24 protein-coding genes are annotated in these 22,798 nt (G+C 33.3%); 23 read left to right on the forward strand and 1 reads right to left on the reverse strand.

The genetic code is table 11. From position 1 onward, the window contains the following. Positions 1-153 precede the first annotated feature (153 nt). The 5 genes from BR77_RS17200 (at position 154) to BR77_RS17220 (ending at position 4,448) form a co-directional block, all read left to right on the forward strand. A complete protein-coding gene (locus BR77_RS17200; protein ID WP_035066666.1) occupies positions 154-942 on the forward strand; it encodes a hypothetical protein in 789 nt (262 codons plus the stop codon). Between the two features lie 180 nt (positions 943-1,122). Beyond that, positions 1,123-1,392: a hypothetical protein gene (locus tag BR77_RS17205; protein WP_035066668.1), complete on the forward strand. Its 270-nt coding sequence runs from the start codon at positions 1,123-1,125 to the stop codon at positions 1,390-1,392. A 31-nt stretch (positions 1,393-1,423) separates the two neighbouring features. Next, positions 1,424-2,674, forward strand: coding sequence for an isopeptide-forming domain-containing fimbrial protein (locus BR77_RS17210; RefSeq protein ID WP_035066671.1), 1,251 nt, complete (start codon positions 1,424-1,426; stop codon positions 2,672-2,674). A gap of 39 nt (positions 2,675-2,713) precedes the next feature. After that, positions 2,714-3,985, forward strand: coding sequence for an isopeptide-forming domain-containing fimbrial protein (locus tag BR77_RS17215; protein ID WP_035066674.1), 1,272 nt, complete (start codon positions 2,714-2,716; stop codon positions 3,983-3,985). 19 nt (positions 3,986-4,004) lie between these two features. Further along, positions 4,005-4,448 (forward strand): hypothetical protein, encoded by a 444-nt coding sequence (locus BR77_RS17220; RefSeq protein WP_035066677.1) that lies wholly within the window; start codon positions 4,005-4,007, stop codon positions 4,446-4,448. A gap of 24 nt (positions 4,449-4,472) precedes the next feature. On the opposite strand, the gene BR77_RS18845 is transcribed toward BR77_RS17220, so the two are convergent. Further along, a protein-coding gene (locus BR77_RS18845; protein WP_233463432.1) for an IS3 family transposase occupies positions 4,473-5,614 on the reverse strand; the annotation gives its coding sequence in 2 pieces (ribosomal slippage) (positions 4,473-5,368 and positions 5,368-5,614; 1,143 coding nt in all). An 84-nt stretch (positions 5,615-5,698) separates the two neighbouring features. Here BR77_RS18845 and BR77_RS17235 point away from each other — a divergent pair. The 18 genes from BR77_RS17235 (at position 5,699) to BR77_RS17315 (ending at position 22,778) form a co-directional block, all read left to right on the forward strand. Continuing rightward, positions 5,699-7,492 carry an isopeptide-forming domain-containing fimbrial protein gene (locus tag BR77_RS17235; protein ID WP_035066680.1) on the forward strand — a complete coding sequence of 598 codons (1,794 nt, stop codon included), beginning with the start codon at positions 5,699-5,701 and terminating at the stop codon, positions 7,490-7,492. Positions 7,493-7,623: 131 nt separating this feature from the next. Then, complete coding sequence (locus BR77_RS17240) at positions 7,624-7,821, forward strand: DUF5415 family protein (RefSeq protein WP_035066683.1); 198 nt, start codon at positions 7,624-7,626, stop codon at positions 7,819-7,821. A gap of 19 nt (positions 7,822-7,840) precedes the next feature. Then, a complete protein-coding gene (locus BR77_RS17245; protein WP_035066686.1) occupies positions 7,841-8,158 on the forward strand; it encodes a TrbC/VirB2 family protein in 318 nt (105 codons plus the stop codon). A 62-nt stretch (positions 8,159-8,220) separates the two neighbouring features. Next, positions 8,221-10,581, forward strand: coding sequence for a hypothetical protein (locus tag BR77_RS17250; protein WP_035066691.1), 2,361 nt, complete (start codon positions 8,221-8,223; stop codon positions 10,579-10,581). 1 nt (position 10,582) lies between these two features. Further along, complete coding sequence (locus tag BR77_RS17255) at positions 10,583-10,963, forward strand: hypothetical protein (RefSeq protein WP_035066695.1); 381 nt, start codon at positions 10,583-10,585, stop codon at positions 10,961-10,963. 54 nt (positions 10,964-11,017) lie between these two features. After that, complete coding sequence (locus tag BR77_RS17260) at positions 11,018-11,509, forward strand: hypothetical protein (protein ID WP_035066698.1); 492 nt, start codon at positions 11,018-11,020, stop codon at positions 11,507-11,509. Positions 11,510-11,664: 155 nt separating this feature from the next. Beyond that, on the forward strand, positions 11,665-12,009 hold the full coding sequence (locus tag BR77_RS17265; RefSeq protein ID WP_035066701.1) for a hypothetical protein: 345 nt from the start codon (positions 11,665-11,667) through the stop codon (positions 12,007-12,009). A gap of 284 nt (positions 12,010-12,293) precedes the next feature. Continuing rightward, entirely contained in the window at positions 12,294-12,794 is a 501-nt protein-coding gene (locus BR77_RS17270) for a hypothetical protein (RefSeq protein WP_035066704.1), read from the forward strand. Positions 12,795-12,815: 21 nt separating this feature from the next. Next, complete coding sequence (locus BR77_RS17275) at positions 12,816-13,394, forward strand: hypothetical protein (protein WP_035066706.1); 579 nt, start codon at positions 12,816-12,818, stop codon at positions 13,392-13,394. Between the two features lie 20 nt (positions 13,395-13,414). Then, positions 13,415-16,006: a VirD4-like conjugal transfer protein, CD1115 family gene (locus tag BR77_RS17280; RefSeq protein WP_051926820.1), complete on the forward strand. Its 2,592-nt coding sequence runs from the start codon at positions 13,415-13,417 to the stop codon at positions 16,004-16,006. 77 nt (positions 16,007-16,083) lie between these two features. Then, complete coding sequence (locus BR77_RS17285) at positions 16,084-16,347, forward strand: type II toxin-antitoxin system Phd/YefM family antitoxin (RefSeq protein ID WP_035066709.1); 264 nt, start codon at positions 16,084-16,086, stop codon at positions 16,345-16,347. Continuing rightward, positions 16,340-16,597, forward strand: a complete 258-nt coding sequence (locus BR77_RS17290) for a Txe/YoeB family addiction module toxin (protein WP_035066712.1) — start codon at positions 16,340-16,342, stop codon at positions 16,595-16,597. Before BR77_RS17285 ends, BR77_RS17290 begins: the two co-directional genes overlap by 8 nt. A 24-nt stretch (positions 16,598-16,621) precedes the next feature. Further along, positions 16,622-17,107, forward strand: a complete 486-nt coding sequence (locus tag BR77_RS17295) for a hypothetical protein (RefSeq protein ID WP_035066715.1) — start codon at positions 16,622-16,624, stop codon at positions 17,105-17,107. A 72-nt stretch (positions 17,108-17,179) separates the two neighbouring features. Beyond that, on the forward strand, positions 17,180-19,597 hold the full coding sequence (locus BR77_RS17300; RefSeq protein WP_035066718.1) for a pLS20_p028 family conjugation system transmembrane protein: 2,418 nt from the start codon (positions 17,180-17,182) through the stop codon (positions 19,595-19,597). A 29-nt stretch (positions 19,598-19,626) separates the two neighbouring features. Beyond that, entirely contained in the window at positions 19,627-19,932 is a 306-nt protein-coding gene (locus BR77_RS17305) for a DUF5592 family protein (protein ID WP_035066721.1), read from the forward strand. A 32-nt stretch (positions 19,933-19,964) separates the two neighbouring features. Continuing rightward, positions 19,965-20,156, forward strand: a complete 192-nt coding sequence (locus tag BR77_RS19255; RefSeq protein ID WP_155520250.1) for a hypothetical protein — start codon at positions 19,965-19,967, stop codon at positions 20,154-20,156. 29 nt (positions 20,157-20,185) lie between these two features. Next, positions 20,186-20,758, forward strand: coding sequence for a hypothetical protein (locus BR77_RS17310; protein ID WP_051926822.1), 573 nt, complete (start codon positions 20,186-20,188; stop codon positions 20,756-20,758). A 94-nt stretch (positions 20,759-20,852) separates the two neighbouring features. Further along, positions 20,853-22,778: a VirB4 family type IV secretion system protein gene (locus tag BR77_RS17315; RefSeq protein WP_035066728.1), complete on the forward strand. Its 1,926-nt coding sequence runs from the start codon at positions 20,853-20,855 to the stop codon at positions 22,776-22,778. Positions 22,779-22,798: the final 20 nt, after the last annotated feature.

Genomic DNA, 22,798 nt, shown 5'->3' on the forward strand with positions numbered 1-22,798 from the left:
AGTGATGATAAATTTTGTCAGGGGATTGGGATTATTGGCTAGCCAAGTACTTTAACAACGACTTTTCTAGTTTTATATTTTTTCCTTGAAGAATTATTTTTAGACTATCTTCAAGTAGAGACAGATTTAACTTCAAAACAAATGGAGCCGTTAATGAAACTATTTCCTACGATGCTATCAATGATTTTTTCAATTGTTCTTGTTGTTTTAATTATATGTTTCTTTCACAAATTTATGCTTCATCCGAATTATGTAAGGGAAGACAAGTATATAGAAAGGTATAGCAAATGTGGAATCCATTTTGAAGAAAAAATTAAAGGAAATGAAGTAAGCAAAATAATTAGATTTATGGTTGTCATGGTTGTGTTTATGGGAAATCTACAACTAGGAAAAAATTCTATAATGGTTTCACCTGAATTTTTATTTCGAACTTGTTGGGTACTTGGTTTTTGGACGGCTTTTCTTCTTGTGCTTAAATTTATAGATAAGATGAAGTTCAAGAAATGGGCAAAAGACTTCAAAGAGAATATTCATATTTTAACAACCGAGAGAGATTTCATTCGATTAACCAATCAAATGGACTCTCTTTTATTTTTGCCCGAAAAATGGAAAAACTATTTGAAAGAAGATCAAGCACTATTTACACAATCCGTAAAAAGAACGGATATCGAAATTGAAGGAGAACCAGTGAATGATGTGGTATCAAGTCTAAAAGTTGTTTATTTAGTTCCATTTACGAGTGTAAGAATTGTGTATTTCATTCAATTAGTTGAGTTTGAAACAGAAGTGGAATTAAAAGAGTATAAAAAAGGGTTAGAGGAAGCCTATGAAAAGGCTCCAGGGAAAGGTCCAAGATCACCAGAAATTAACGTTCTTTTGGCAAATGTAGAAACGGATAATCTCAATCGAATTAAAGCGGACAGCCAATCAAAAAAAAAGTAAAAAGTAAGCTTGTTAACTTTGGAAAGAACATGACTAGTTTTAAAAAAGTAACGAATCCAATTAAGACTAAGACATAGAGAAGAGGTGAAGAAATGAAAGCAATTAAAATTAGAAGCCCAACGAAAGTAAGAGTATTTTAAAGAAGTTAGGAGACAATGAATTTTAGAAAGTTGGGGGCACATGGCGAAGGGAGAGACTATTTATTTAAAAAGAGAACAAGTTGAAATTTGTAGGAAACGAGATTCAACTAGAATCGAAAAAATAAAAGTCACAAATATTTTTTTTGGAAATGAATCAAATATGAAAAATAAATGGTACGGATTTGAGCAACTAAAAGAGGCCACACAACTTACAATTATTTCGGACACAAAAGACACTGTACTTTACTTGAAAGTTAAGAGCTTTAGATTTAACCGGAAAGCTGCTTCAGTGACGTATACTACTTTTTAGATAAATAAAAATAAGAAGGAGATCACAAATCATGTTAAAAAAACTAACGAAGATTTTATTAGTAAGTATTTTTTTCAGTGGATCCACGTTGGGAGTCTTTACACAAACTGCTTTAGCGGAACTTATTGTTGTCGATAAAGATAACCCAGCCATAAATGCAACAAATAATCTTGTTGTAGAAATGAATCCTGAAAGAAAAGGGTACAAAGTGGAAACAAACACTGGTAGTAGAGCAAAAATTTATTCAAAAGATGAGAACGCTCCTTTAAACGAAAGTTCGTCTAATTATCAATTTGAAGAAAATTTCAAAACAGATTTAGCACCAAACTACGTTAAAGGTTATGGAGCAACAGCGGTGGCATTACACGATGTGAAAAATACGGACACTGTTACAGTAACTTACAACAATGTTGGAAACTATAACAAAAAGCCAGTAAAAGCAATTGCTACGTATTCAAACATAAAATCTGTTGATGCCCCAACAGATTATGATTATCCTATGATCGATATTTCAGAAAATTTGTTTAGTGGAAATATTTTCTTTAATGTTGGAAGTTTCAATTATGATTTGGAATTTCGTTTGGCAGAAACAGATGAAGTCATTGAATTTAACAAAGATGCTTACATTGGTATAAATTCTCTAAATATAGGGGAATTTGCTGATTATAGTAAATCAAATGAAAATAATGTGTATATTACGAACGATTCACTTGTTAAATACCAAGGAGTCACTGCAGCAACGGGTGTTACAGGAGACTATTGGAGAGGAAGTTCTAATGATTTTATAGACAAAATTGGATCAGAAAATTTTAAAAAAGCGACTGTTAGTTTCCAAATTTCTGGAAAGAAACAGTCTTTTACTTTAGGGTCCGAACATGGAAGTGCTTGGATGTCAATTTCAAGTGCGACACTTTTTAGTGTTGAACCGGAAAAACCAACTAAAACCGTTGTAAATACTCAAGGAAAAGACATTAACAAAGTTCAAGTGCAGCATGGACAAACAATTGCCTATTTGATTAACCAAAAAATCAATACACTTGGCCAAGATTTACTAGAAAAATATTCCAAATTTATTATAGAGGATCCCTTACCAGAAAATGTAACGTTTGTATCAGCTGAAATAGTGGATGAAAAAGGAACGGTAGTTCAAAATGCTGGAACAATTGATTTTAATGAAAAATCAAACACAGTCAAATTTACAGCCAACGAGAACATGTTGAAAAATGTTATGCAGTATACAGGTGAAACCTATTCATTGAAAATAACAGTGAAAGTAAAGTAATAAAAACGTAAATAATCAAGAAAAAAGGAGGGAAATAAGATGAAATTAAGACGGTTTATTTCTAAAGTTACTATAGTAACCATTATCGGTAGTTCTTTTCTGGGGTTCTTTAATTCAGTAAGTGCAGAACATATTACAGTAGATAAAGATAATCCAGTAATTGAAGCCACAAACAACCTAATTATTGAACGTAATCCTCAAAAAAAGGGGTATACGATTGAAAGTTCAGCTATTACTGAAGGAAGAGCTACAATCTATAAAAAAGCGGCTAATGCAGCCAAAAAACGACCTGAACGGTTAGATGGATTAGAAACAGGAGTACACCCGCAATACCTTGATGGATACGGATCACAAGCGATTAAATTTAATGATTTTAAAGCAACAGATACGGTTAAAGTAACGTATAACTATGTAGGGAAATACAAAGGTAAAGACATTAAAGCGGTAATGACATTAAGTAATATGAAAAAAGTTAAAGGAGTGGCCGTTTTTTATGAAGAAGCAGCTATTGATTTTTCAGAAAATTTATTTTCAGGATATTTCTTTTTAAACATGAATCAATTAGATACGAAATATGAATTTTTTGAAGCTGAAAGTGGGAATAAAATCACATTAGGTGGCGATTCCTATTTTACGATTAATTCTTTAAATACAGGTGAATATGTGGCATACAAAACAACTGATAAAAATTTAAACAGCTATACAACCCATAATACACTTGTTAACTACTCCGCTAATCCAAACTATCCAGCTGAAACAGAAAAAGTATGGCTAGGTATTGCTTTAGGTGGTGGGAACGCTGAAAACGACTTTGAGGACGTACTTGGTGCAGATTCATTCAAAAGAGCAACTGTCAGTTTCCAGGTAGCTGGAGATAGTCAAGTTTTAAAAGTTGGATCTAAAAATGGCTTGGCTTGGAATTCATTAAACTCAGCCACGTTGTTCAGCGTTCAACCAGAAAAACCGACTAAAAAAGTAGTTGATTTATCCGGAAAAGACATTAACAAAGTTCAAGTAAAACACGGGCAAGAAATTTCCTATCTCATTACTCAAAAAGTAAATATTCTTGGCCAAGATTTACTGGAGAAATATAAGAAATTTATCATTACAGATCCTTTACCGAAAGAAGTAACTTTTCTTTCGGCGGAACTTATAAATGACAAAGGCGCAGTTATTCCTAATGCGGGAACTATTGCACTAGACAAAGACACAAATACATTAACTTTTACAGGAAATGATCACTTGTTAAAAGAAGTAATGGTGTATGAAGGCGAAAGTTACTCCTTAAAAGTGAATGTACGTGTGGATTAAGAAAGAAGGGGAGAAATAGATGAAGAGCAAAATAAGAAATTGGCTTGTCGTTGCGATTATGCTAGTCATGGTTTTTAGTGCAAATAATTTATTTGCTAACGCTGCTGTATCTTTTGTGATTAAAAATAAAGCAACAGTCACAATAGAAAATAGTACTAAGGAAACAAACGAAGTAGAAAATCCAGTAAAAGAATTGTTGCCTAATTCAATTATAAAAAAAATAATTGATGCAGACGGAAAAGAAGTTGATTCAATGGAAATTGATAATATTAACACTGAATTAACGTTTAAAGGGACGATTCAAATTACAGATGATGAGGATATTGATTCAGTTATCCTAAAAGATGTATTAAACAATTCGTTTGATTTTGTCAGTATGAAAGTACTCGACTCTGATGGGAAAGACATTACAACTAAAGGTAAAGAGGTTGTAAAAGAAAAAGAAGTGGACAGATGTCAATAAAGTAGACACAAAAATAGATACAATTTAGATAGACCCAAAATAGATTTTTTCTTTTTCATTCGGGGTCATCATATTGTTTGCTGAATGGGGGCGTTTTGAATTGTAAAAACCCTCTATATATTCAAATGAAGATTGTTCAACTTCTTGGATTGTTCTAAATGTTCTGCGGTTCAGTTCTTCTTTTTTCATATATTTAAAAAAAGACTCGTTTACGGCATTATCCCATGGGTAAGCTGCTTTGGAATAAGATGGAACGAGGTTATGTGTGTCTAAAAATTGACGAACACTAGTCGCACAGTATTGGCTTCCACGATCTGTATGGAATAGAACAGGCTCTTTGGGATTTCTTTGATTCACAGCTGTTTCAAGTGTCTCAAGGACTAAAGAAGCTTCCATAGTTGGACGAACGCGCCATCCTATAATTTTCCTGGAAAATAAATCTAAAATGACACAGAGATAAACAAACCCTTTATTAACAGGAATGTAAGAAATATCGCTCGTCCAAACTCGATTCGGTTCAGTCGGATTGAATTGTTGGTTTAAGTGATTTGAGTAAGCTAAAGAAACCTTTGGTTTCGCATATAAAAATTTCGGCTTAGCTGTAGACATTTTTGGCAAATCCATTGATTTCATTAATCGGTACACTCGCCCAACACTAATGAAAATTCCAAAATCACGCTCAAGAACAACTTTTATTTTCGCAGCACCTAATCGTTTTTTAGAATCCATATAGATAGAAAAAATGGTTTGTCGAAGCTGTTGATTTTCAACAGTTCTAGGAGCAGGAGTTGGGTCAAAGTGTTTATAATAGGTACTTCTATTTACGTTTAAGACTCTACAAAGGCGCACAATAGAATGATCAAAACGTAATAAATGAACCGCATCTAATCGTTGTTTGAGTGTGGCGTGAAGATGGCAATCGCTTTTTTTAAGATGAGGTTTTCCTCTTCTAATAAAGCATTTTTCTTCTGTAAGTCTTTAATCTGTTTAGCAGTAAGGATAGAACCATCTTCAATTTGAACTTCAGAATATTGTTTTACCCAGCGGGATAACGCTGTAAAGGAAACGCCATAGTCTTTACACAACGAAGTTTGTGTTTTACCTCCATGGTAAAGATTAACAAGGCTTTTCTTAAATTCTTCATCATATTTTTTGTAATTGGACATTTGAATCATTCCTTTCGTTTTAGTGTCTACTTATAAACAGTATACCATTAAAAATACTGTCTACTTTATTAGTATATATCCAAAGTGTCTTTTGAGTTCAATACTGACTATGTACAGTCTTTAAAAGGTAAGAAAATAGAGTGGCTTATTAAAATTAAATACAATCCAAGTGTTCCGATTGAAAAAGAAGAAGACCAAGAATTTATTTCATTGCCGAATGTGATGGAATTGATTGTAAATGGAAAACCAGTAGTAAGTCCTCCAGTTGAGGTTTTAGTACCACCTATTGAAGCTACAATCACTCAAAGAGTATTAAAAGCAACTGGAGAAGAAGATATTGATGATGTTTTTACTGACAACCAACGAGATATTATTTTTAGAGGAACGTCAGTGGTGACAAATGCTACACAATTAGAAAATGTTAGTGTAGATGAAGAACTCTATAAAGCCTTGAGTTACAAATCTATGAAGGTATTTAGTGCCGATGGAAAAGATATTACTGATAAAGGAAAAATTTCAACAGAAGGACAAAACTTGGAATTTAAATTTGATCAAGATTATGTATCGACCATGTACGGGAAAACTTTTGTTTGGGAAGTGACAACGAATTATGTAGAAGGATCTGACCTTTCAAACTTAGAAGATGGTAAAATTCCAAATATCATGAATTTACGTGTAAATGATGAAGTAACAAGTAGTGATCTTTCAATGGAATCAAACATTGTAACCGTAAGCCCAATTCCTTTAGAAAACACCATTGTTAAATCTATTGTTAATGATTCTGGTGAACATGTTGAAGAATTAGAGTTAATTGATGTAACAAAAGATATTCTTTTTAACGGAGACGTACAAATCGCAAATGATACAGCTGTAAAAAACGTTGTATTAACCGATATGTTACATGAAGCCTTTTCGTTTAAAAAACTAAGCGTTTTTGATCAAAATGGGAAGGATATCACCAACGAAGGTGTTGTTAAAGTAAATGGTGAAGTTATCAGTAATTCTGAGGAACCTATGCCAAACGACAACGAAAAAGAACCAACGAATGAAGAAAGTGAATCAACAGTAGAAAAAACAGACGAAAAAGCACCTGGTGATTATGCAAGTAATGAAGTAACCTTTGAATTTACTGAAGACTATGCACCTCAATTAATAGGCCAGAAACTAAATTGGCAAATTAAAGCTAACTATATTGAAGGAAGTGATTTAAGTGCCTTAGAAGCGCTTAGAATACCAAATAACATGAAGTTAACTGTTAATGAAGCCACAATTGATTCTAATATTGTTCATGTTACTCCACCGGCTTTGGAAAGTAACATTATGAAGAAAATTGTTGATGGAGATAAGTTAGTAGATTCAAAAGAAATTGTGTCTGTTAAAGATCCAATTGAATTTGTTGTGTACGCAGCAATTCAAAACGATGAAAAATTAAAAAGTATCGTGATTCAAGATGTATTAGATGATCGACTAGAATTTAATAGTTTAAAGGTTGAAGATTCAAACGGACAAGATGTTTCAAATTGGGGAGAAGTACAAGTTGAAAAACAAGTTGTATCGTTTAAATTTAATGAGGAACGATTAGAAGACTTACACGGAAAAACATTTAAGCTAACGATTTCAACAAAAATAAAAGAAAGTGTTACTCCAGAAGAATTAAAACCTCCAATTGATAACATTGCTTTCTTGTTAATCAATGATGAGAAAATGGAAAGTAATAAAGTAACAGTCATTCCTAACATTCCTGAAGAAATTTTACCACAAACTGGTGAGCGTAATCTATTAACTGGAGTTATAGGAATTAGTGTGGCGATTGCTGGAACCGCAGGTTTTATTTTATGGATGAAGAAACGAAAAAAAGCAAAAAAAGAAACCACGTAAACAAGTGATTAATAGAATAACCGACTGAAGACTCTGAAACTAGAGTCTTTTTTGTTTTTCTACTGTAATTTAATGGTTTTGGTTATGGGATCCAGTTAAAACCCAAATTTAAAAGAAGTGAGGGAACAGAAGTGGCCGCAAAAAAAGAAAGTATTTTTGAAACAGCAGCTAAAACGATTTTAAACAACCAAAACAAAGATTTTAAGAAGTGGCGGGACGACATTTTAACAAAAAGAAAAATGAAAATTCTTAATGGAACGGATAAAGCTTGGGAAAAAGCTGTTATTGAAGAAGAATGCATCAAATTAATGGCAAAAAATATTAAATAAAAAGGAAGTAGGAATAAAAATGAATGTAGCAGCATTAGAAATTGTAAACAGAGTGAAAATGGCAGTCACATTAATAAAGTTAGGTATGGAGAACTGGTCTTTAAATGCTTTAGGAGATAGCGCAATCAATAGCATGAATAGCATTGTAGAATTTGTTCAAAAATTGGCAGTGCCTGGTGCAGCTGTATGTGCCGTTGGAATCGGTATTATGTTTTTCATGGGTCGTAAAGGGGCAGAAACAGCAAAGCCCTGGATCATGTATGTGTTGATTGGGATGTTTTGTATTTTTGGAGCTGCAGAAATTGCAACATTCTTCAAAACTTCAACTGGGTTCTAAAATAACTAGATGACTAAGAGAGGGATTCCCTCTCTTTTTCTTTAAAAATAAGGAGGATGAAGATGGTCCGGTATGTAGTAAAGTTTATAACCATTGGAAAAGAACTAAAAAAAGCCAAAATCTTAAAGTTAAAAAAATCTTATAACCTTTTAGAAGCTGAAAGTTTGTTGTCTAACTGCTATGATGCACTCGAAACATTAGGAATGACAAGTATGAATCTATCTTTGGAAGTAACAGAGACTGAGCAAAATGAAGACTTCGAGTTTGACGATTTAACAATACACTTTGGGGATAATCGAGAATTGTTAATCGATGTTTTAACAACGGATATCTATAAATCAATGGAAACAGCAGAAGATAATGATCAAGAAGTGTTAGAAGCGTTGGCTGAAGGATTACAAAGCCAGGTTGAAGAAGAATACAACAATCCAGAACGCTATTCAGAGCAGAATAATAAGAAAGCATTCTCTCTTAAAATTCCATTTGTTGGGAAGAAAAATAAGGAGAATCTAGGACCAACAGAAAACAAGCTACAAGAACCTTATAATACGACTTGGGATCAACCAGAAGAACCGCTTGTTGTAAACCTTCAGAAAAATGAAGAACCGCCAGAAATGGTTACCATGCAAGTAAATGCTGAAGAATCAAGTGATATTGAATATGAAGATGAGTATTCTGGAGCTGAAGAAGAGAAAAAACAACTTGAAACAGAAAATCAAGAAAAAAAACAACATCAAAAAGTCGAATATGTCGCACGTATTAATGGAACCTATCAAAATCAAGATCAAAATAATCGAACAGCCACAAGCGCCTTAACCTCGTTAGAAGCCTATTCAGATTTAACTGAAACTGGAACGCTAGAAGCGATAGAAGTGGTTTTAACAGCATTAAAAGAAGAAACAAAGGATGAAGATAGGCTTTTATATGAACGTTTTGGTGTGAGTGCAAATGAAAGTGAATTAACGCCACTGCAATTAAAGAAAAAGGAGTATTTGAATTCAATTAAACAGTTGAATTTTACAATGTCACTTGTAAGTAATTTTGAGAAAAATGTCCGAGCGTTAAAAAAAGCAGCTGGAAAAGTGCTAATTTCAAAATATCAATCGAATAGAGAATTAACACCTGAAGAAGCGATAGAAGAACAATTAGCGCAATACAAAGAACAATTGGCTTTAAAAGCTGAAACAAATGTGAATCAAGTTATTGAACGAATAGATCAGGAATGTAAATCTGAAGAAAAACAGCTTTCTATTAAACATGAAAACGAAATGAATGCCCTTCAAATGAAACAAAAAAGTGAACGTGAAGTTGTAGAGCAACGATTTACTCAGCGAAAAATTGCTGAAGAGGACTTGGCCACAGAAGAAAATAAACGAATCTTTAAACTTGAAGCTGAAGAAAAAAGAATTGAATTAGTCAATGAAGAGATTACGAAGCGTGACGAAGACTTATTACTCTTTAAAAATCAAACATTAGAAGGCTTTTCAAAAGGATTAGAAGACGTTATCAGTGCCATGAAAGATACACAAGATGCCTATTATGACGACTTAGAAGCACGTTTTAAAGAACAAGAGGAGTCTTGGAAGAAAGAAGTGGCAGCTGAACAACGTTTGGCTATGCGTAAAGCCGAACAGCAATTAACTGAAGAACAAAACCGATTAAAAGCCAAAGAGCTGCAAATACTTGAAGAAGCAAAAGTAAAAGAAAGCCATTCGGCTCGAACTAAAGATACTTTGATGCAAGAAATTTTAGAATCAAATGATCAATTGTATCAAAAGCAGCGTGAAGAACGAAGAAAAAACCAAGAATTTCAAGAACTAATCGAAAACACACTACGCACGATGCAAGAAAAAAATTCGATTCCACAAGTGGTTCCAACAGAGGTAGTTCAGCCACCACAAAAAGAAAAAAAGAAAAGAAAAATCTTGTTTCCTATTGTGACGGGTATTTGTGGTTTGTTATTAGCTGGAGGTGGGTTCTTTGGATATACCGAACTTCAAACCGTTCATGCGAAGAACCAGGAGCTTCAGCAATCCATTATTCAACTGAAAGAGGACAGTGTTAAACAAGTTGAAAAAGTTAAAAAAGAACCTACAGTAGAAAAAGTAACCCTTGAAGACCTTTTAAAAGATAAAAAATATTTGGATGCAGCTGAAGCTTATCCGGATAAATTAGACGTCATTGAAAATCAGTTGTTTAAGGACAAGGAAATAGGCATATTGACCGCTTTTAATGTCTTATATAAATCAAAAAATGGCGCTTTAAATCAAGCTATTTTAGAAGGAGATAATGCCAAAATTATCGAGGCATTTGAAAAGAATGAAGCAAAAGAAAATCTTAGTAAAGATCAAGAAAAATCAGTTGCACTTGCGTACTTTGCGACAGGAAAAACGGAAGAAGGAACAAAATTAATTACAAAATAAAATGAAGAGAGGTTTATTTGTGAAATTCTATTGTACAAAAAAACAATTAGCCGAAAAGCAAGAAATGAATTTTTTGTTTGAGGAAGTTGAGGACAAAGAAAATTTTTTAAAACCGGACGTTGATGAGCCTGATGTGGATGTATTCAATTTATTTACTGTTCGAACTGGTGAAGATTGGCAAATAGTTAGAAATGCTCGATGTGATTTAGTCAGTGAAAAAAATCCAAATAGACAAGAAACGAAACTTACGTTAGTTACAGAGGGTCTATCACAAGTAGAAATTAACAAGGCTATTTATAAAATGCAAAGACAACTAGATAAATATTCTAAAAAATCTAAAGAGGCTCCTTTTATTAAATTAGATAATAGTAAAGGCTATTGATTTAGGGTATTTGTTAGAAACAAAATCAGTGAAATCACACAGGAGGAAAATAAAATGAATATGCACTATGGAATGCTTCAAATTAAAGTTATTCAATCAAAGGACCCATTGCTAAAGCTGGGTACTTTATTTCTTGATGGTTTACCAGGAACAGGAAAAACTTATTTTATCAATTATCTAAAAGAAATTACTGGAGAAAAAATGATTGTCTTGGATTTTTTAAGTCCAACCGCAGAAATAATAGCTAGTCTGAATAAAATAAATACTGACACTAAGGTCATAGCCATTGACCATCTTAATCTAGAAAAAGCAAGCCCTTCTAAAAAAGAACTAGCAGAAACTTTTTTTGACATTATGAACTCTTATTTGGAAACTGCAGCTTCTAGTTGGAATGTAAAAATAATTGTTACTAGTCCAAATGCACACCATTTAAGCTATTTAATGAATACAAAAAAACGAATGAAAGACCAAATGGAATGGGAGGAAAGTGAAAAAGAACATGCAGAAAATCACAGCAAAATCATTAATCAAAGAAGTGAAGAATAAATTGAAGCAAAAAGAATCTAAGATGCAAGAGGATGTAACAAAAAAATCAAACTATCTACTTGATGAATTTAACCGTATAACCTAAGTGAAATTGGAAGAAAAGGACTAGTACAAAATGTACGTACTCAAATAAATAATACAGGGGGAATAAGATTATGAAGTTTTTAGTTGTTACGGAAGTATTCAAAGAAGCAGAAAACGGTGAAAAAGAGCATTTAAGATTTGAACAAGAACATGCAGAAACAGAAGAACCAGTTGCAGCTGTGTTAATGACAGGTCAAGAGGATTGTGCAAAGTACCTTTCTGGTGAACAGAATGATTCTGACACAGATGAACAGAAAGCTATTGTTGGAGTATATGAAGTAATGGGTTCCGAAGTGGGTTCATACAATCATCTTTTTGCGATTAATGACTTGCAAAATAAAGCTAGCTGGGGAAATAAGCAGTTGGAAAGAGTCGAAGAATTAGAAGATCAGCTATTAGAAAAAATACAAAGTTAAAGGAGTAGAAATATGATTTTAGCAAGCCTGATTTTTATACTAGTAAATGTTCTATTGTGGAAAATAATAGATCATTTGATGTCAGTTTTCTTTACTTTTGGTTTTCGGTAGGTTCGGCCCACGTCTATCAATCTATTGGTGAAAGACAAAGTAATTCCTTAATATATCCATTAATATTGCCTATTATCGTTTGTTTAATTAGCATGATTTGTTTAATTATTTCTTTTTCTTTATTTGAAATGAAAAATAATTATCTAGTAAAGAAAAAACAGGGGGAATAAAATATGTTCTATCAATTAGAATACGATAAATGCTTAAATGCTAGGGGCACTTTTTATTATCAAGAAAAAAAGGAGTTATTATCAGGTGTTAGCCTATGGCTAAGATTTGATCCAATCTTTCATTGTGATAGCGATAAGGGATTTGAACAACATTTGGAAATAGATGGAGAGATGAAGTCATTATGCGGGCTTGTTCGAGTAGGTTATGATAATCAAAAAAAAGTATTTTCATTTAAAGATCAAGAATTTATTAAAGGCAACTATCAAATTGTTGGATATACAAAAGATGTTGTCGAAAAAGTCGAATCGGAATTAACTAAAGAATTAAATGCACTTATTGGATTCAAAGCTCCGATGAGTGTTGCAGTCATGATAGAAGCAGATGAATTTTATTCAATTATAGAAAAATACGGCACTCTTTTTGAAAATGACAACTGGTTACAAAGCTGTGCTTACAGCTGGCATGAAGTCAGTAAAGACTCAAAAATAAAGGCATCTAACTAATAAATCAAAGGAGGAAAAATTATGTCAAATGTAAATTTAGACAATCTTACTCAAGCAAGAGGATTCATTCAAAATATTACTACCAGGTCCAATGATCAATTCAGTACAACCTTTTTTAGCTTACGGGTACGTAGAAATTATCAGAACACAAACGATGAAGGAGAAAAGGTCTATCAATTTGATACCATTAATTGTAGAGTTCGAGGAAATACAGAAAAATATTTACTCAATCACTTGGTTGAAGGTCAAGCAATCCGTGTAATAGGGGCTTTAGAGTCGTTTGTGCAGTTAATTATTGGGGGCGAATTAAAGCCTTACTCAGAAGAATTAAAAGATCATGGGAAGAAGGTTTTTCGCCATGTGTTAGCAGTTGACACAATTAAAGCAGAAGAATCAGCAGATCGTGCAAATAAACGAATGGATTCCTTTAAAAATGAACGAGAGAAAAATCAGTCAAATTCCAGTCATTCCGAACAACCAGTGCAGCAACTACAAATGAGCCAAGAAAAACAAAAAGAAACTGCAGTTGAAAAAGTAATGGATCAGAATGATTTTTCTGGTGATGATGCTTTTGATGACTATTTTCCTTTACCTGAATAATAAATGGAGGGAAGTAGAACATGAAGAAAAAAAGAAAGCTCACAATAAGCGAAAAGTTGAAGCAGAAGCGGATTATTAGACGTTGGGCTTTAAGAAAAAAACGGGGATATGAAATAAGTGGGGAAGATCTTCCGGATGAAATAAAAGGATTAAATAGAATAGGATTAGGAGGCGCTGGAATAACATTTCTAGTCGCCTTTTTTGTTTTAAATTATTTGATGACTGCTTTTGTGAAGTATAGGACTGTACTTGCTAAGACTTTTGAAACGAAGTTTTCAATGGATTTGTTTTCTTCAAACTATAAAAAAATAAATCCCTTCAGTGCAACTAATTTTCTAAATTTCCAATTTTCAAAATTATCCTTTTTCTTGATTATTCTAATGTGTATCGCCTTATCGATCTATGTGTATTTAAAATTAGCCTATCGTTTTACGAAATTAGCACATGGTCAAAAAGGGGATAACAGGTTAGCCTTGCTAAAGGAATTAATTATTCAATACCCTGGTATTCCTGATAGAAAAGAACCTTTTGAGGGTATCGGTGGCGTGCCTATCACTCATTACAATGGTAAATATTACATCGATGTAGATACCGTAAATAATTGCTATATCGGGGTTTCAAGGTCAGGTAAAGGGGAAATGTTCGTTACTGTATTAATGGATATTCTTTCCAGGGCGCTAATTAAATCCGCCATGATTGTTAATGATCCTAAAGGTGAACTTTACGCAGCTGCAAAAGAAACATTAGAAAAAAGAGGCTTTGAAGTACAAGTTCTAAATATTTTGGATCCAATGCAATCCATGAGTTACAATCCGCTTCAGTTAGTAATTGATGCGTGGAAGCAGGGAGATAAAGCAACGGCTCAAATGTTGACGAATACCCTAACTTATACGCTCTATAACGACCCTAACGCTGGTCAAAACAAGTTCTTTAATCAAGCAGCCCAACGAGCAGTAAACGGCATTATATTAGCCTTAATTGAAGAATGCGAGAAGACAGATGAATTTGAAAAAGTTACTATGTATAATGCGGGTCAAATGCTAAATGAATTAGGAACAACTACCTGGACGGATCCTGAAACACTTCAAGAAAAAAATGCGTTGGATGAATACTTTAAGGCCTTGCCACAAGGTAATCTAGCAAAAACGCAATACGGAACAACAAGTTTCGCTGGTGAAAAAGCAAAAGGAAGTATTTTGGCAACAGCGAACGAAGGATTAAATATTTTCCAATTTGAAACATTAGGAAAAATGACATCAACGAACAGTTTTGATTTAAAATCAGTAGGATTTCCAAAAACGTTAAAATTAAAATTTGATAAAAGTACGTTGAACAAACGAATGACGGTGAAATTTTTCAGTGCGAAGAAAAATAAAGTATTGGCAGTGGAATCCATTAAACCCAATTTACTAGGCTTAGTAAATTTAAATTTTAATTGTGATCTTGAAACAGGAGATACTGTTCGGATTACTTATAAAAATAATGGAGCGAAACAAGAAGCTGTTTATCAGGTAAATCGAGTAAAAAATCAAGAAATAGGAGATTGGCAACGTAAGGTAGATATTCGCTTAGTTGCAAGTACCATTGATGTTCTTGAAAAAGTTGAAATGGACTACTCAGAAAAACCAATTGCAGTATTTATGATTACGCCGGATTTTGATGAGTCGATGCACGTTATCGCAAGTATTTTCGTTAAACAATTGTATACAACACTAGCACAGAATGCATCAATTACAAGAGGGAAAAAATGCTTTAGACGTGTACAGTTTATTTTAGATGAGTTTGGAAATATGCCTGCAATTGAAGCTATGGACAAAATTATGACCGTTTGCTTGGGAAGAAATATTCTCTTTAATATAATTGTACAAAGTTATAGTCAGTTAAAAGGAGTTTACGGAGAGACTGCAGCAGACACAATTAAAGAAAACTGCCAAAATCATATTTACATTATGAGCGGAAACAGTGACACAATAGAAGAAATTTCCAAGAAGGTCGGTAACCGAACGGTTGACACCGAAACGTCAAACGTGAAACAAATGGAAATTGAAAACAGCAAGAATTTACAAGCAAATGAAGAACGTATCTTAACACCGGAACGATTAGGGACCTTAATTGAAGGGGAAACGGTCGTCATCCGGAACTTACACAGGCAAGATGTGTTAAGAAGAAAAATTAGACCATTTCCAATTTTTAACACAAAAGAAACATCGATGCCTTACAGATGGGAATTTTTATCTGAAGACTTTGACACAGAAAAAGACATCAACTCCTTTGACATTCCTTCAGAGCATACGTATTTAGATTTGGGTGAATTGTCTATTAATTTTGAAGAATGGCTTACTGAAGATGGTGTAGAGATTGAAATTCAAGAAGAAGTCCGGAAAGAACAAACGCAGCACAGACAATTTTCAGAAATTAAAACTGGTATTCTCAGCATATTAAATGCGGAAGCTGCACCTGGAGAAACGATTAAAGCATTTATGCAAGCTATCGATCAAGAAAATATCAATGAACTCAAAAAACAGGCCAGTAATATTAACAATCCTGATGTACGAAATCGAATCCTTGCTTATATAGAAGAATTAATCAAGATTGTTAAAGCAGCAGCTTAATTCAATTAAAACATTTGTTTATATGTACTATATATGGTACTCTTAAATAAATGAATAAGTTGAAGGAGGTTTTATCTATGCAAGCTACAAATTTTAGTGACTTCAGAAAAGATATGAAAAAGTATTTAGATAGAGTTACCTATGATTTTGACACGGTGATTGTAACGAGAAAAGATAATGCTAATGTGGTCGTTATTTCTGAAAAAGAATACAATAATTTGATGGAAAATCAACACGTATTAGGAAGTAGAACAAATAGAGAATGGCTTGAAGCCTCAAGAGAACAACTTGAAAAAGGGAAGTTTGTGGAACACGAGCTATTAGGTACGGAAGATGATTAAACGTTTTTCAGATAATGCCTGGGAAGACTATCTTTACTGGCAAACACAAGATAAAAAAACATTAAAAAGAATCAACAAATTAATTAAAGATATAGAACGTACTCCTTTTGAGGGGATGGGAAAACCAGAACCACTAAGATTTAATTGGGCTGGCTATTGGTCTAGAAGAATTAACGATGTTGATAGAATTATTTATTCAATTGAGGAAGATACAATTAACATTCTTGGATGTAAAGGTCATTACGATTAACTAGATGGAGAGAGAGGGGAACAAATGAAAAAGAAAGTAGTTGTCTTACTGGCAGTATTTAGTTTGTTGCTAGTAATTGTTGGATGTGGGAAAAGTGAAGCAGTAAAAGAAAAGAAAGAAGCTAGTGATGACATATTTGCTAGTGGATCAACTTTTTATACTAGTAGGGATGAAGAATCGACAGAGGATTTTAAAGTAGCGTTGAATGAAAAAAATGAGCTTAAAGTGATTACTTTAAAAAATAGTCAAGAAACCCTTGTTCCATATGAAACTGAGAAGCAAGAAAATGGATATTTAATATATCAATTTAATGGAAATCAAATTGACGGAAGTCATATTTTTGAAAAAGGAGAGCCAGGCACTATCGATGATTCAGACACTTACATTGTGAAATTTGATGAATTTTATTACTTTATTTCACCAATCACAGTAGAAAACGAAAATATTGATTTAAAAGATGCTGAAACAGTTAAGAAACGAAGCTATACAATGATGAGAGAACAAAAATAAGGAACTAGATAAAATGTAAAGCGTTAGGATATCCATTATCCTAGCGCTTTTTTTGTACAGAAAGGAGATCCAATGAATTCAATATTATACACGGTGCTAGCTTCAGAAAGTAGTAAAGAAGCCCTTGAATTTTTAGAAAGATTTAAAGATTGGATTGATCATGCGGACGTAGTGATGTTTATTGTGAGAGCGGTCCAATGGGGATTTGTTAAATTTTTATTCACATTCGCTTCTATGGCTGAAAAAAGTGTAGATAACATATTAACATTAGGTGGATTTTTAAACTATGGTCCAATTGCTACAATATACAATTCAATGAAGCTAATTGCATTAGCTATAATTATTGTAATGGTAGCTATTATGGGGCTTAAAACAATGTTTAACATGGGCCCGAAGTTAAAAGAAACTACCATTCGGATGGTAATAATAGGGTGTTTAATGGTCGAATTACCAGCATTGATGACGATGAGTTTGGATATTTCAAAGTCTTTTTTTGAAGAAAGTAAATCTGCTGGTTCAACAACAGTAACTAATAACTCTTTATCCTTTTCTATTATAAAAGAAAATACTGCCGATTTAGCTTTTGCTGCAATGGGAGATTTTGCAGTGTTAGAACAAGGAAATACTATTATTGATGCACCAGGTCAATCAGGTACAGTTGTTCCTGAAAAAAATATGTTGACTGAAGAAATGTTTGGTATGGTTAGTATGGTGGATGTCATTACACCAACGGATGCTGATAAACTTGCCAAGGCAAGTCCAAGAGCTAAATATCTAGGTTATAAAATGAGTTTTGATTACAACGGAGTACAAGAGGCGGTAAAAATTGAAAATGGATTTTTCGACATGTTTAAAGAAGGAGTCTTTAGATTTCCTGCTAACTTTGCAACAATAAATATAGGGCTAATAACGTTAGGATTCGCATACGTTATGGCCCTTTTTGTTTTGGTTCAAAATTTTATTGAATTAGCGTTCAAGAAAATTTTGTTCCCAATCGTTGCAGCCTCAGATATTGAAACAGGACAACGAACTAAAAAATTTGTAGAAGATATTTCGCAATCCTTTTTAGCAATTATGTTAACTGGATTAAGTTTAAGAGTATTTACAATCTACTATGGTTACATTAGTACGTTGGGGTTAAATTGGTTCCTATTCTCTATTGCAAGCTTTGTAGGGGCTATGGTTTGTATGAATGGTACAAATACAATAGCGAAGCACTTTGGCGTGGACGTAGGCGTTAAAGATGGTCTTAAAGGCATGTTAATGATGATGGCAGCTGGTAAATTAACAAAAGATGCTGTTACTGGAGCTGGAAAAGGTGCTAAAAATCTTGCTGGAAAAGGAATTGAAGCTACTGAAGCTGGATTTGAAAAAGCTAAAAAATCAGTTAATGATGCAAAAACAGGCGTGGATAAAGGAGCTAAGAAGCTTGGAAGTGAAATGGCTCAATTTGAAGAACGTGGATTATCAGGATATGCAACAGATAAAAAAGAGGCTATGAAGCAAGCCGCAACTGATAAAAAAGAAGAAGCACAAGAAAAAGCACTTGAAACAGTAGGGAAAATTGCCAAACCAGTTAAAGATATTAAAGACAATTTCCAAAAAGGGCAAGAAGATGGAATTGTTAAAAGCGTTCAAAAAAATACAGCAGATAATAAAGCTGAAAAAGAAGATCAAAGTAAATCAGCAAGAGAAGCAGAGGTTGCTAATAAAGGTCGTTTAGCAGTAAATAATGAGGCTGATGGTGAAGTTAGTAAAACTGGCGTTCCAAGTGGACCAATTAAAAATAAAGATCATTTGGATCCAAATGCAGTTAAAGAGGCTAAAGGTGAAGAAAAATCAATTTCTACAACTGTTCCAGTGAAACAAGACAATAGTCAGAAAATAAAAGAGGCTATGAACTCAGGATCGTTGAACAAAGATGTAGAAAAAGACAATCCAACACTTTCAACATCGACTAAACCTAATACTGATGAAAATCAAGCTACGCCAAGATCATTAGATGGAATCAAAACTGAAGGAGTTGCAAAAGTTGAAGGAGCTGTTAAAGCTGAAGGCGAATTAAAAGGCCAAGGCACAGTAGAAAAATCTCTTACAACTAACCCAACAAATGCAACAACACCAACTAAAATAGATGCTGATGTTAAAACAAGTGTACAAGGTAATGGCAGTGCGGGGTCTGTTAACTTGAATTTTGAAGAAACCAAACAACAACAATTTAATAGTACGTCTTCAAATGCAGCAACCGTGAACCAAACCATGAATCAAAATGAAACAAGAAATGTCACTGAAAATATGCAAGCAACTACAAACGTTGCAAATAATCAAACGAATCAAGTAACAAAAAATAAAAATAATCAATTGAATTCAAATGTGGCCGTCCACGGAAGTGGAGCGAGTAATCTAAAACCAAGATCTAATAGTCTAAAAGGTCATGGTAATTTTGAAGTGAATTTTGATAATCTATTTGATAAAGAACCGTCTGAATAATAAAAATAAACAAAGGAGCGAGTTAAAAAATGGAAAATTACAATAATTTAAGAATTCCAAGAAATATTAAGGCGCAAATCAAATTGTACATGTTTTTTTTCGTAGACATTATGATTGTAGTTGGATTCGTGTTACTTGGATACTATGCTCAACAAATTGTTCAATTCACAGCGCCAGTATTTGGGTTGATGATGGCAACAAATTTAATTTTTGGGATTTATTTGTGTATGAAACCAGCTGCTTGTCCGGATAAAAGAAATTTCCAAGTGATTTTACAACTATTGGTTATGGATACGAGAAAATATATTACACAGCACTACTCTTCTAAAGAGTAGTGTTTTTAGTTTAATTAAAGGGGGAAACAGTGTTGAACTTGTTAAGAAAGATAGGAGTCATTATATTTGTGAAAACAGGGCTATATACTCTTTTGTTGATTTCTTATGTTGTACTAGGGAAAGAATACACGAAACAAATGATTTTAGAGATGAAAGCTATGGAAGTTGAGGCTGAAAATTATTTAAATGGGAGACAAAATGTATCAAAAACTTTTGGAAGATAACCAAAAAGTAATAGAGAAGGAGGATGAAAATGATTAAAGTGAAAGATAAAAAACAAAAAAAAGGTGAAAAAAGTGCTCTATCCAAAAAAGGTTTAACATCAATGATAGAAGTATTCCCTTATAAACGCATGGAGGACGGTTTTGTAGTAGACATTGAAGAAAAGTACCAGGCATATTTAAAAATCGGTACACGCAACGTCTACGCCCTTAGTGGGTCAGAGCAACAAACAGTTATGGATCACTTTACCACACTTGTTCGATTGTATCCGGAAGATATAAGCATCATATCGCTGATGTTTCCAGCTGGAACAGAAAGCCAGCAAGTTTTTTGGAGAAGACATCTGTTGCAAGCGAGAAGACGGAAAAATAGAGCACAAATTCAAGCATGCCAAGAGCAGCTGGGAAGAATGCTTTGGATCGAGCAAAATTTATCCAATCTTGATTTTTACTTGATTGTATATGGAGATAGTAAAAAAGAATTAATTGAAAAAGTTAGAGATATCAAGCGCAATGGTGGAATGAATCTAAATATTACAGATACAGAACCCGAAATAGTCGAGCGTATATTATTTAAACTAAATAATATGAATACAGATATATAGAAGGGGAGGCTATGGAAAAAAGAAATAATCTAGGACTAAAAGAATAAAAAGATACAGTAGAAAATAAAAGAATAAATAAGAAAAGGTGAAATGAATGAACTCGAAACAATTAGCTGAACTAGAGAGAAATAATTATGATTTAGAATTTATTGAGCGGATTCAACCGCAAGGTGGAATTCGTTTTAAAGAACGACATATAGAAGCTGGTGATGGTTATTATGCTGCTGTACATGTGTATCGGTTTCCACGAAATGTGCCACCATTTTGGTTGACTCATTTAACAGATAATTCAAAGTCTATAACGTCAATTGATATTGCAACAGCCAATAAAGAAGAAGTCTTGTCAGCTGTAAATAAAACACTTGGTGAATTTGAAGAACGAACGACAAGTGAAAGAAAATATACAGATAGAAATGATGCGATGGATGAATTTCAACAACTATCAAATTTTGCAAGCCAAGTAACACAAGGCGGCGAGATTATTAAAATCATGCAAATACGTATATTTTTAAGTGCAGATACATTAGAAGAATTGGAAAAAGACATTTCTGAACTGCGAAAAAAACTAAATGGTTTAGATTATAAAGCGACACCGTGCCTTTTCGAACAAAAAGAGGAATGGTTGTCGCTTTTTACATCCTATTCAAAGCAACAAAAAAATAGTATCAGTAAAAGACCTGGTATTGAAATTCCTTCGTTGGCGGTAGGAGGTGGTTATCCATTTAACCATCAATTCTTAATGGATCCGTGGGGTGGTCATATTGGAACAACTAGTACAAATGGTCCTTTTGTTTTTGATCCATACATTATTACTGAAGACCGAGCTTCATTCTCAGCAATGGTGCTTGGAATGATGGGTTTTGGGAAATCAACCTTCTTAAAAATGATAGAAGACATGCTAGTTGGAAGAAATACAATTATTCGAGGAATCGAAAAAAACGGAGATTGGTACAATTTAGTACAAGGTCAAGACGGAAAAATCATTGATTTAGCTGGTGGTCATGGGATTGTTAATCCTTTGGAAGTTTTTGCGACTGTTACAGATAAAACGGCCCGTTTTATTGATGAATTAGGAAGCTATCAACAGAATAAAGCGAAGCTAACAGCGCAAATTCGATTTTTAAATCCAGATATGCGTGCCATCGATGTTTTAGATTTAGGAAAACTAGTGGATCAATTTTATATTAAAAAAGGCATGTTAGAAGAAGAGTTCATGAAAAATAGAGATAAAATTAAAATTACGGGCCTTCCACACACAGCCTATCCTATTATGAGTGAATTAGCGGAATTCATTAATGAACAACTAAAAACAGATCACTACCAAAGTGTAACACCACGAAAAAAAGAGGAACTTGAAAATATTCAAACCGTAATTAATGCAATGGCTTATGAATACAGCGCATTGTTTGATGGTCATACATCACTAGAAAATTTTGATGATGAACAAATTGTGTTTTATGACATCGATGGAATTAGTACACTAAGTCCTGAAATATTCCATTGCCAACTATTTACATCATTATCCATTACTTGGAGCCAGGCAATGAAAAATGGTCGTAAAATGAAAAATTTATTATTTGAGAAAAAAATAGCACCTGAAGATGTTACGTATTTCATATTTTTACTAGACGAATGTCAGAATATCATCAATACAAATAATATGTTTGCGGTTGATTATATTGTGAAATTCATAAAAGAAATGAGAAAGTTTTCGGCTGCTGTGTACTTTGCGACACAATCGCCACAAGAAATACTTCCTGAAGGAGCTAGCTCTACTGATGTGTCAAAAATAAAACAGGTCTTTGAATTGTGTTCGAATAAGTTTTATTTAAACCTTGATGATTCTGTTATGGAACGAATGAAACAAGTATTAGGTAATTCATTAACACAATCAGAATATGATTCATTACCTAGATTAAAAAAAGGTCAAGTATTTGCGAACTTAGGTGGAAAGTTGAAATATACAGTCGATGTGGATCCAACTGAAGAACAATTAGAGAGATTCGCTGGAGGACATTAAAAAAAGGAATGAGGGTGAAC

Source organism: Carnobacterium maltaromaticum DSM 20342, assembly GCF_000744945.1.
GTDB classification, from domain to species: domain Bacteria; phylum Bacillota; class Bacilli; order Lactobacillales; family Carnobacteriaceae; genus Carnobacterium; species Carnobacterium maltaromaticum.